This is a genomic window from Halochromatium sp. (assembly GCF_046541315.1).
Taxonomy (GTDB): domain Bacteria; phylum Pseudomonadota; class Gammaproteobacteria; order Chromatiales; family Chromatiaceae; genus Lamprobacter.
In genome coordinates, this window is record NZ_JBKHDN010000100.1 from 1 (window position 1) to 9,801 (window position 9,801).

The 9,801-nt window shown below is 65.5% G+C and carries 12 protein-coding genes; 1 reads left to right on the top strand and 11 read right to left on the bottom strand.

Translation table 11 applies throughout. The features are described 5' to 3' along the window. Positions 1–65 precede the first annotated feature (65 nt). The 11 genes from ACLFQI_RS08215 to ACLFQI_RS08265 all read right to left on the bottom strand — a co-directional run bounded on the left by ACLFQI_RS08215 (position 66) and on the right by ACLFQI_RS08265 (position 8,386). A complete protein-coding gene (locus tag ACLFQI_RS08215) occupies positions 66–566 on the bottom strand; it encodes a hypothetical protein (protein WP_410758423.1) in 501 nt (166 codons plus the stop codon). A 244-nt stretch (positions 567–810) separates the two neighbouring features. Continuing rightward, positions 811–1,221 (bottom strand): hypothetical protein, encoded by a 411-nt coding sequence (locus ACLFQI_RS08220; RefSeq protein ID WP_410758424.1) that lies wholly within the window; start codon positions 1,219–1,221, stop codon positions 811–813. A 57-nt stretch (positions 1,222–1,278) separates the two neighbouring features. Beyond that, positions 1,279–2,151 carry a peptide chain release factor N(5)-glutamine methyltransferase gene (prmC, locus tag ACLFQI_RS08225; protein WP_410758425.1) on the bottom strand — a complete coding sequence of 291 codons (873 nt, stop codon included), beginning with the start codon at positions 2,149–2,151 and terminating at the stop codon, positions 1,279–1,281. Next, positions 2,148–3,023 carry a class I SAM-dependent methyltransferase gene (locus ACLFQI_RS08230; RefSeq protein ID WP_410758426.1) on the bottom strand — a complete coding sequence of 292 codons (876 nt, stop codon included), beginning with the start codon at positions 3,021–3,023 and terminating at the stop codon, positions 2,148–2,150. Before ACLFQI_RS08230 ends, prmC begins: the two co-directional genes overlap by 4 nt. A 146-nt stretch (positions 3,024–3,169) precedes the next feature. Continuing rightward, on the bottom strand, positions 3,170–3,913 hold the full coding sequence (locus ACLFQI_RS08235) for a Uma2 family endonuclease (RefSeq protein WP_410758427.1): 744 nt from the start codon (positions 3,911–3,913) through the stop codon (positions 3,170–3,172). 395 nt (positions 3,914–4,308) lie between these two features. Beyond that, entirely contained in the window at positions 4,309–4,467 is a 159-nt protein-coding gene (locus tag ACLFQI_RS08240; RefSeq protein WP_410758428.1) for a hypothetical protein, read from the bottom strand. A gap of 295 nt (positions 4,468–4,762) precedes the next feature. Next, positions 4,763–5,620 (bottom strand): damage-control phosphatase ARMT1 family protein, encoded by an 858-nt coding sequence (locus ACLFQI_RS08245; protein ID WP_410758429.1) that lies wholly within the window; start codon positions 5,618–5,620, stop codon positions 4,763–4,765. A 12-nt stretch (positions 5,621–5,632) separates the two neighbouring features. Beyond that, positions 5,633–5,818, bottom strand: coding sequence for a ferredoxin (locus tag ACLFQI_RS08250; RefSeq protein ID WP_410758430.1), 186 nt, complete (start codon positions 5,816–5,818; stop codon positions 5,633–5,635). Between the two features lie 307 nt (positions 5,819–6,125). Beyond that, positions 6,126–6,284 carry a hypothetical protein gene (locus ACLFQI_RS08255; protein ID WP_410758428.1) on the bottom strand — a complete coding sequence of 53 codons (159 nt, stop codon included), beginning with the start codon at positions 6,282–6,284 and terminating at the stop codon, positions 6,126–6,128. Positions 6,285–6,579: 295 nt separating this feature from the next. Continuing rightward, positions 6,580–7,437 (bottom strand): damage-control phosphatase ARMT1 family protein, encoded by an 858-nt coding sequence (locus ACLFQI_RS08260; RefSeq protein ID WP_410758429.1) that lies wholly within the window; start codon positions 7,435–7,437, stop codon positions 6,580–6,582. Between the two features lie 43 nt (positions 7,438–7,480). Next, complete coding sequence (locus ACLFQI_RS08265; RefSeq protein WP_410758431.1) at positions 7,481–8,386, bottom strand: LysE family translocator; 906 nt, start codon at positions 8,384–8,386, stop codon at positions 7,481–7,483. A gap of 197 nt (positions 8,387–8,583) precedes the next feature. On the opposite strand from ACLFQI_RS08265, the gene ACLFQI_RS08270 reads away from it, so the two are divergent. Next, positions 8,584–9,732, top strand: a complete 1,149-nt coding sequence (locus tag ACLFQI_RS08270) for a hypothetical protein (RefSeq protein WP_410758432.1) — start codon at positions 8,584–8,586, stop codon at positions 9,730–9,732. Positions 9,733–9,801: the final 69 nt, after the last annotated feature.

The window sequence follows — 9,801 nt, forward strand, 5'->3', positions numbered from 1 at the left end:
TGGAAGGATTTTGGTCTTTGCTGCGTTCTGGTTACGTCCTCATCGTGGACTCTCACAAAAGCGCACTATGAGCCATCCGGATTCGGAAACCGCGCGACCACCCAGGCCGGTAGCTTGGCCTGATGGGCATGGTAGAGGGCGTCGGACTCGATGATGATCAGCACCAGTACGGTAACCATGATCGGCAGGATGCCGGTACCGACGACCAGCGCGATGGCCGCCTCTTTCATCAGTCCGCCATGGACATGGCCAAGCCAGCCGAGCGCGATGACCACGCCCGATAACAAGAGCATGCCGATAAAGAAGCGGCTACGGCGCGCGCAGATCTGCCAGTGGCACATCACATACCAGGGATCGCGGCCGATCGAGCGGCGCGCGCGCCAGAGCGTATAGCCGAGCAGCAAGAGCGAGACGGCGGGGATCACGGCCATCGCCCAGGGAAAGCTCCCCGCGATCCCGCCGGCGGCGACCGCCATCAGGATATGATTGCCGATCAGGTTGGTGAGAAAAATCTCGTGCGGGATCTTGGCCTGCTTGATTTCGCGGTCGCTGACGTCAAAGCGCATGGATGACTCGGCATGATCCGGGTAATCCTCGGATCATATAAGAGCGGCCGACGACTGTCATCTCATCGAAGAGCGCAATAGCCTGGGCGGTCGGCCATGCGCTCCAGGGGGATATAGTGATTCACCCTGACTCGAGGATACCCGCATCCTATGGAATCTGGGCTTTGGGTCAGTGCTGTACGGCGATCAGGTCGAGCGGCCATCAGAGCGGCCGACGACGTCATCCCACCGAGGAGTCCGACGATCAGAGATAGCGGCGCCAATGCTCGGGGCGGGGATCGCGGCAGCCGTGCTCGAGGTTCTCCCAGCGTTTTGCGAACACCAGCTTGGTGGCATTGCGGTCGCTTTGCACCCAGCCATGGTTCTCGCGATAGGTCTCTTCGGTGTAGTAGTAGAGCGAGCGTTTGAGCTTGAAGAGCAAGGCGCCGTCGAGATGCAGGCCAAGTTCGCTGACGGCATTTTCGAGTTCCTCAAGACAGGTCTTGCGCAGATCGTAGGTCAGGTCGAGCAGGATCGGCGACAGCGGTTCGGCGCTGATGACGCCATCGACTTCGGCGAGGAAGTGAGCCGCCGTGCGGGCGTCGTTACGCTCGGGATGCAGATCGCGAAAATGGATCTGGCGGTGTTTGATGCGGTCTGGGTCGGGCGTTTCCATGGGCGAAGTATGCTGAATGGAGGGGGTGCTGATCAAGGTGTTTGCGTGCAGTCGCGTTCAGGCGACGGCGAGGGTCGCCTGCGTGACTCGCTCCTGACCCGCGAGATCGTGCAAGGTTTCAATCGCCTCAAGCCTTTGCTGGCGCATGAGCGCCCGCACCTGCGCGCCCTGCTCCCAACCATGTTCGAGCGCGAGCAATCCGCCGGGCTTGAGGCAGCGGGGCGCGTCGGCGATGAGCGCGCGCAGGGCCATCAGGCCATCGGCCCCGGCGACCAGCGCCGCCTCGGGTTCGAAGCGCAGATCGCCCTGCCGCAGATGGGGATCGTCGGCCCGCACATAAGGCGGGTTGGCAATGAGCGCGTCCACGCCGGCATTGCCCAATGCGCTCGACCAGTGGCCACGCACCAGGCGGAGATTGTCGAGCCGAAGCCGCGCCGCGTTCGATGCCGCGATGGCGAGCGCCTCGGGGTCGCGCTCGATACCGATCAGGAACCACTGGGGGCGCTCATGCGCGAGCGCGGCGGCGATGGCGCCGCTGCCGGTGCCGAGATCGGCGACCCGCAGCGGTCGGTCCGCTGGCAGGGCGCGCAGCGCCAGCTCGACCAGGGTCTCGGTCTCGGGCCGCGGGATCAGGGTGGCGCGGTTGACGCGAAGCGTCAGACTCCAGAACTCGCGCTGTTGCAGCAGATAGGCGATCGGCTCGCCGGCGAGACGCCGCGCCAGTAATTGCTCAAGCCGGTGCTGCTGAGTGGCGGTCACCGCGCGTTCGGGCCAGGCGAAGAGCTGTCCGCGTTCGAGCCCGGTGGCGAGGCTCAATAACAGGTCGGCCTCGAGCGCGGCGCTGGGATGGCCGGCGGCCGCCAGGCGCTGGCGGGCCGAACGGCGGCATTCGCCAAGACTGGCGTTCGCTGGTGCGGCTGGTCGGCTCACGATGGTGAATTGAGGGCTCGTGCTGGAGCGTCCGCTCCCGGCGGCCAGCCGGCGCGCGGTTCCTTGGGTTGCGGCTTGCGGCAGATCAGTCTGACCGCGCCGCAATGGAACGCGATGGTTGGCTGCACTCGCACTTTATCGAAGGCGGTTGCCAGCGCCCGCTGCATCTCGACGCTCGCATAGCCGTGCGCGAGCATGCGCTCGGCGCCGGACTCGAGCAGCTCGCGCAGGTATTGCAGCTGGTCCGCCCGATGACGGCTGCTGTCGCTGCTGCTGATGACCGCGCGGGGCGTTTCCGCCAGCACCTCGGCCCCCAGCGCCTCGGCGATCTGCCGGAGCCGGCCGCCGATGTAGGGATCGCCGCCGCCGATCTCGGCCTGGCAGCGATTGAAGGCGTCCCACCAGGCCGAGATCGCCGGTTGTGGCGGATCGAAGCCGAAACTGCGGTTGTCGACCTCGGTCAGGATCACCGAGCCGGTCGGCTTGACCACGCGCAGTAGCTCGCGGATCACGGCGGCGGCGTCATGGACATGCTCCAGCAGCCAGATGGTCATGCCGATATCGACGCTGTCGTCGGGGAAGGGCAGGCTGTGGGCATCGCCCTGCACCAGGTTGATGCGCTCATGCTGCGCGAGCCAGCCGCGTGCCGCCTGCAGATGCAGGGCGCTGAGGTCGAGGCCGGTCAACGCCAGCTGGGGCGCGCGCTGCTCGATCAGGTGCAGCTCCGCGCCCACGGCACAGCCGACCTCGAGCAGGCTGTCGGCGCCACTGAAGTCCAGGCCGTCGAAGACCGGCGTTGAGAGCATCCGCGCCTGCGCGATCAGGCGCCGGCGCTCCGCATCGCTGAAGCCGTGGATGTAGTATTCCGTCAATGCTCGGTTTCCGCTCGCTCGCGATACGCCTCACTGTCGGCTAAGACGATTTCTGTCAAAGCTCATACCCCCTGCGTGTCTTTTCGCTCGCCTTGAAGGCAAGCGAACATCCGGCGCAATTCGGGACGAGCGTTTCCGTCAATCGCCTAATCGGGGTCGATTCCGAGCGCGCGCAAGCGATCCGCCAAGCGCTCGGCACGGGTATGCTCGGCATCGGCGCGCGCGGCTTCCTGCTCAGCTCGCATAGCCTCCTGTTCGGCGCGCACGGAGGCCTTCTCGGCGCGCTGCGCGAGTTCCACCGAGGTCAGGAATGGCTGGCCGTTGGGGTCGTGCAGCAACAGGGTCTCGGGCGTCAGCGTAAAGCCCACCTGCAGGCGCGGACTCGTCCAGCCGTGAATATGTGACTGTGGGGCCAGCGCTGGGCGGGTGTCGCGGGTATCCGGCCGAGACGGCTCCCCGCCTTGACGTATCCAGATGCCGAGTGAGTTCCGGTCGGGGTCGTAGACGTAATATTCCTCGACCCCGTAGCGATCGTAGAACGCCAGTTTATCGGCCATCTCCTTGGCGCTATTGGAGGGCGATAGGATCTCGAAGACCACCTGCGGGGCGATATCGTCTTCTTCCCACTGGCGATAGGAACCACGCCGACCCTTCGGCCGGCCGAAGACGACAAAGACATCCGGCGCGATCGGGCCGGTTTCGCGGCGATCGGGCACGGGATACCAGAGCAGGTCGCCAGCGACAAACACATCTGGGTCATCGGCAAACAGAATCTCCAGATTCTCTTTGATCTTGACCAGCCACTGGTACTGCTCGGTATTGTCGGCCATCGGCTGCCCGTCGCTGTCCGGATAGGGATCATCCGGATCGATGTGAGACAAGGGGTTCATCGCACGGCTCCGGTTGCGGTTGACTCATGGGCGCTATCATAGAGCAAGGGCGGTTCGCTCGTAGATGTAGCAACGATATCGCGCCCATCGCCGCTTCGAGGAACTCGGTCTCCGTGAAGGGTCGTGTCGCCGTTGCTGGGGCATGCTGGAGCCTTCGATGCTGTTTCCCTTGGGCGCTCGCGGCTCGCCGACAACGCGCTGACGCCTGAGGCCAAGGTGCCGGCGGCACGGCTGGTGACGAACAACGCCAGCGCGAGCAGCAACGCCGCGTAGACGCGCTGGACGTTGATGGCGTTGCGCGCCAGTGCCGAGAGCAGCCCGCTGCGCACCATCAGCACGACAACGGTCGAGAAACACTCTGCTTGGCCAGAATCCGGTCAAGGATGTGCTTTCATTCAGAGCAATGCAGCGCTGTCAGCGATGTTTAGGCGATTGACGGAAATCCAACGCGCGCTGTCGTGGTACTGACTGAAGAAGAGGATGCAGCCGAGTTCGAGCCAGCCCTCGTCGATCAGATAAAACCGCACCGCCGCCCGCTTCGGGTCTTCGTCCATGACCTCCAGGGCGGCGATCAGGCTCGCCAGGGCCTCGCGCTCGGCGTCGGTCTGGATCGCCAGTTCCTGATCGCCTGATCGACCTCGGTGGCCATATGCGAATGCTGTCGCCGAAGCCCAGCTTTCACGGGATGTTCGTGTCCGCGCGTCAGGGCGAAGGGCTATAACGGCGAGCAGCGGCGTTACAGGACGAGTCGTGTGTACTTCGCTGGATCGTAGTACACCATCTTCGGAACGTCGCCGCGCCCCAGGCCTGACGCAACCTGCTCTCCACCGTCTCTGGGACAGGCCGAGTTCAGGCTCCGCGCAGCGCCTCGCTCGCCTGGATGATCACACTGCCCGGAGCGACGCCGATATCCTCGGCGATCACCGAGCACTTGGCCTGTAGCAGGAAGCAGATCGGTGCGTTGACCGCGCTCAGCGTCTCGTAGTTGGCCTGGCCCTTGGCGATGATCAGCCGGGCACGGTCGAAGCGTTCGCGGAAGGCTGGCGAGCAGAGCCCGAGCGGAGCGCCCATGGCATCACAGCCGGTGTCGATGATCTCGGCGACCTGATCCAGCCCGGCGGCGATGGCTTCCTCATGGGTTGCGTCGTTGAGCACGGGGCCGGCCTTGACGGCATAGCGTACCGGCACCGACAGGGTTTCGATGAGCACGCGGTCGAACACCGTCTCGCCGGCGTTGTCGGCCAGATACAGCACCGCGTCCACCTGCGCTAGCGCCTGGCGCAGCACGTCCAAGTCGTCGATCGCGGCCTCGGCATGCAGCGTCCGCTCCAGCGTTGTCTCCAGATCAAAGGTCTCGGCCACGCCGTAATCGATGATGTTGCCGGCGATGGCGATGCGCACCGCCGTCTGCAGCGGATCGGCGGCCGTTGCGACCCGCGCTCTTAGCGCCGGCAGCAGGGCCAGCGCCTGCGCGGTGGCCTCCCGTTTCACCTCCAGATAGGGGTCCGGTGCCTGCGCTCGCGCGCGCACGAGCCGATGAATGCGCTCGCCCATCTCCGGCGGTGTCGCGTCGGCGGAGAGTCTGCGCAGCTCCGTCATGGTCTCTTCCAGGATCAGTCGCTGCAGCTCGGGCGAGGCCCCGGCTCGGCGCGCCGCGCTCAGGGCCTGGCGCAGAAAGCAGGGCCAACAGTCGAGATAGACTCTCATCGCGCGCCTACCCTAGGCCTGGCGCTTCTGTCGTAACAGTTGCTCATGATAGGAGCCCTCGCGCAGGAGCTTGGCGCCGCAGTTGGGGCAGCGCTCGTCCTGGCAGGGGATGCCGTTTTGGTGCGCGCAGCGATAGTCGCATTTCGGGCAGAAGCAGGTACCGCCGGCACCCATGTCGTGTCGTCGTTGCTGGGGCATGTTGGAGCCTCCGATAGGTTGTTTCCGATGAAGACAGTCGGAATTGTCCGGCGATGGGGACGTGGGTGCATTGACAAGTCGCGTTTCGGTGCTCGCTGCCGGCTGGGTCGGCCTTCTCGAGAACCCAGTTTCCGGCGGCACGGCTGGTGACGAAAAACGCCAGCGCGAGCAGCAACGCCGCGTAGACGCGCTGGACGGAGACGGCGTTGCGCGCCAGTGCCGAGAGCAGCCCGCTGCGCACCATCAGCACGACAACGGTCGAGAAACACTCTGCTTGGCCAGAATCCGGTCAAGGATGTGCTTTCATTCAGAGCAATGCAGCGCTGTCAGCGATGTTTAGGCGATTGACGGAAATCCAACGCGCGCTGTCGTGGTACTGACTGAAGAAGAGGATGCAGCCGAGTTCGAGCCAGCCCTCGTCGATCAGATAAAACCGCACCGCCGCCCGCTTCGGGTCTTCGTCCATGACCTCCAGGGCGGCGATCAGGCTCGCCAGGGCCTCGCGCTCGGCGTCGGTCTGGATCGCCAGTTCCTGATCGCCTGATCGACCTCGGTGGCCATATGCGAATGCTGTCGCCGAAGCCCAGCTTTCACGGGATGTTCGTGTCCGCGCGTCAGGGCGAAGGGCTATAACGGCGAGCAGCGGCGTTACAGGACGAGTCGTGTGTACTTCGCTGGATCGTAGTACACCATCTTCGGAACGTCGCCGCGCCCCAGGCCTGACGCAACCTGCTCTCCACCGTCTCTGGGACAGGCCGAGTTCAGGCTCCGCGCAGCGCCTCGCTCGCCTGGATGATCACACTGCCCGGAGCGACGCCGATATCCTCGGCGATCACCGAGCACTTGGCCTGTAGCAGGAAGCAGATCGGTGCGTTGACCGCGCTCAGCGTCTCGTAGTTGGCCTGGCCCTTGGCGATGATCAGCCGGGCACGGTCGAAGCGTTCGCGGAAGGCTGGCGAGCAGAGCCCGAGCGGAGCGCCCATGGCATCACAGCCGGTGTCGATGATCTCGGCGACCTGATCCAGCCCGGCGGCGATGGCTTCCTCATGGGTTGCGTCGTTGAGCACGGGGCCGGCCTTGACGGCATAGCGTACCGGCACCGACAGGGTTTCGATGAGCACGCGGTCGAACACCGTCTCGCCGGCGTTGTCGGCCAGATACAGCACCGCGTCCACCTGCGCTAGCGCCTGGCGCAGCACGTCCAAGTCGTCGATCGCGGCCTCGGCATGCAGCGTCCGCTCCAGCGTTGTCTCCAGATCAAAGGTCTCGGCCACGCCGTAATCGATGATGTTGCCGGCGATGGCGATGCGCACCGCCGTCTGCAGCGGATCGGCGGCCGTTGCGACCCGCGCTCTTAGCGCCGGCAGCAGGGCCAGCGCCTGCGCGGTGGCCTCCCGTTTCACCTCCAGATAGGGGTCCGGTGCCTGCGCTCGCGCGCGCACGAGCCGATGAATGCGCTCGCCCATCTCCGGCGGTGTCGCGTCGGCGGAGAGTCTGCGCAGCTCCGTCATGGTCTCTTCCAGGATCAGTCGCTGCAGCTCGGGCGAGGCCCCGGCTCGGCGCGCCGCGCTCAGGGCCTGGCGCAGAAAGCAGGGCCAACAGTCGAGATAGACTCTCATCGCGCGCCTACCCTAGGCCTGGCGCTTCTGTCGTAACAGTTGCTCATGATAGGAGCCCTCGCGCAGGAGCTTGGCGCCGCAGTTGGGGCAGCGCTCGTCCTGGCAGGGGATGCCGTTTTGGTGCGCGCAGCGATAGTCGCATTTCGGGCAGAAGCAGGTACCGCCGGCACCCATGTCGTGTCGTCGTTGCTGGGGCATGTTGGAGCCTCCGATAGGTTGTTTCCGATGAAGACAGTCGGAATTGTCCGGCGATGGGGACGTGGGTGCATTGACAAGTCGCGTTTCGGTGCTCGCTGCCGGCTGGGTCGGCCTTCTCGAGAACCCAGTTTCCGGCGGCACGGCTGGTGACGAAAAACGCCAGCGCGAGCAGCAACGCCGCGTAGACGCGCTGGACGGAGACGGCGTTGCGCGCCAGTGCCGAGAGCAGCCCGCTGCGCACCATCACCAGCACGACGGTCGAATACCAGAGGGCGTCGATACCGCCGATGGTGAGCACCAGCAGCGCCTTGGCGCCGAGTCCCTGGTCGGCGGTGATGAAGGGCGCGAACAGTGCCAGCATGAACACCGCGAGCTTCGGGTTCAAAAAGGCGATCATGAAGCCGTCGCGGGCGGCCATGCCGGGCCGGTCATGGCTGATCGAGCCGTCCGTCGCCGGCGTCATCGCCGCGCGCTGGCGCAGCGCGCCGCTGGCAAGAAAGACCAGATAGCCGGCGGCGGCGAACTGCAGCAGTGCGAACAGCGTCGGCGAGGCGGTCAGCAACGTCGCCAGGCCGGCGACCGTCAGCACGGCATAGAGCCCGACCGCGAGGCCGTGGGCGAGGGCCGCCGCCAGCCCCGCGCCACGCCCGCCGCGCAGCATGCTGCCGAGCACCACCGCCAGGCTCGGGCCCGGGGTCATGGCGCCGAGTAAGCAGAGCAGGGCGAGCGAGAGCCAGGATTCAAGGGCCATTCTTCACCGACCGCAGATGTGTCCAGCCAACCCAGCGCTCGTTTTGACCACCAGGCGGATTGCAATGCTACCCTTCTCATCCGAACCCATTTGGGGCTGCGGAAGCAGGATGGGTGCCACCAGCCCCGCTAGGATCGTCGGTCCGGTTGCAGCAGTTGCGGCCGACGGATCTGCAATCAACCGTCTGGTGTGTCCTGATGAGCGAGTATCAATACTTCGAGTTCCAAGCCATCGACCAGCCTTTGACCGCTGAGGACATGGATGAGCTGCGGCGCTGGTCATCGCGCGCCGAGATCACTCCGACCTGGTTTTGGAACGAGTATCACTGGGGCGATTTCAAGGGCGATCCGCAGCGTTGGATGGAGCGCTATTTCGATGCCTTCCTCCACGTCGCCAATTGGGGCACGCACTGGCTGATGCTGCGCCTGCCCCTTGCGTTGCTGAAGGAACGCGAGATCGGTGACTATCTGCTCGAAGAAGGTCTGGAGGGTTGGCAGACGGCGGAGCATCTCGTGCTCTCCTTCACGTCAGAGACGGACAATCCGGACTGGGAGGAGGGCCACGGCTGGCTGTCGTCGCTGATCGAGGTGCGCACGAGTCTGATGCGTGGTGACCGTCGCAGTCTGTATCTCGGTTGGCTGGCGCAGGCCGGCGCCGGTTATCTGGACGAGGCCGCCGACGAGCCACCGGTTCCGCCCGGCTTGGGCGAGTTGGATGCCACGCATCGCGCCTTGGCCGAGTTTCTCCGTATCCCGCAGGATCTGCTCGTCACTGCATCGGAGTCGAGTGCCCCGCTGCAGGCCCACGCGATCGGGGCGGCCGACATCGAACGCTGGTTGGCCGGGCGCTCGACGGCCGAGAAAGACGTGCTGCTCGCGGAACTCATCCTCGACAACCAGCCCTACCGCCTGGCCGTGCTGCGGCAGCGGGTCGAGCGCGAATTGCAGCCAGACGAGGCTGCGGAGCGTTCGGCGGCACGCCGAACGGTGGGCCAGTTGCTCCAGCGCGCCGAGACGCTCGGTCGCGAGCGTCGGGAACGCGAGGCTGCGGCACGCGCCGCCGAACAAGCGCGCAAGGCGGCCGAAGCGGCCGCAGCGCGCAAACGCTATCTCACCACGCTGCGCGGTCAAGAAGAGGCGTTATGGCGCAAGGTCGATGACCTGATCGAGCAACGTCATGCATCCGCCTACCAAGAGGCGGTCGAGCGGCTCAAGGATCTGCGCGATCTCGCCGAGGGTGATGGCGCGCCCGCTCTCTTTTCCGCCCGCCTGCAACGGCTGCGAGAGCAGCATGGTCGAAAAGCGGCACTGCTGCGGCGGCTCGACCAGGCCGGGCTGGTGGGTTGATCGACGCGCATGCCCTTAGGCAAGCGGTTCAGCTTTCAGGCCGTCTCTCAGGCGGTCGTCAGTTCCGCC

Bases quoted from the DNA above. Each gene is read 5' to 3' on its own strand.
- ACLFQI_RS08215 (WP_410758423.1), bottom strand. From the start codon at position 566: ATGCGCTTTGACGTCAGCGACCGCGAAATCAAGCAGGCCAAGATCCCG.
- ACLFQI_RS08220 (WP_410758424.1), bottom strand. From the start codon at position 1,221: ATGGAAACGCCCGACCCAGACCGCATCAAACACCGCCAGATCCATTTT.
- ACLFQI_RS08235 (WP_410758427.1), bottom strand. From the start codon at position 3,913: ATGAACCCCTTGTCTCACATCGATCCGGATGATCCCTATCCGGACAGC.
- ACLFQI_RS08240 (WP_410758428.1), bottom strand. From the start codon at position 4,467: ATGGACGAAGACCCGAAGCGGGCGGCGGTGCGGTTTTATCTGATCGAC.
- ACLFQI_RS08245 (WP_410758429.1), bottom strand. From the start codon at position 5,620: ATGAGAGTCTATCTCGACTGTTGGCCCTGCTTTCTGCGCCAGGCCCTG.
- ACLFQI_RS08250 (WP_410758430.1), bottom strand. From the start codon at position 5,818: ATGCCCCAGCAACGACGACACGACATGGGTGCCGGCGGTACCTGCTTC.
- ACLFQI_RS08255 (WP_410758428.1), bottom strand. From the start codon at position 6,284: ATGGACGAAGACCCGAAGCGGGCGGCGGTGCGGTTTTATCTGATCGAC.
- ACLFQI_RS08260 (WP_410758429.1), bottom strand. From the start codon at position 7,437: ATGAGAGTCTATCTCGACTGTTGGCCCTGCTTTCTGCGCCAGGCCCTG.
- ACLFQI_RS08265 (WP_410758431.1), bottom strand. From the start codon at position 8,386: ATGGCCCTTGAATCCTGGCTCTCGCTCGCCCTGCTCTGCTTACTCGGC.
- ACLFQI_RS08270 (WP_410758432.1), top strand. From the start codon at position 8,584: ATGAGCGAGTATCAATACTTCGAGTTCCAAGCCATCGACCAGCCTTTG.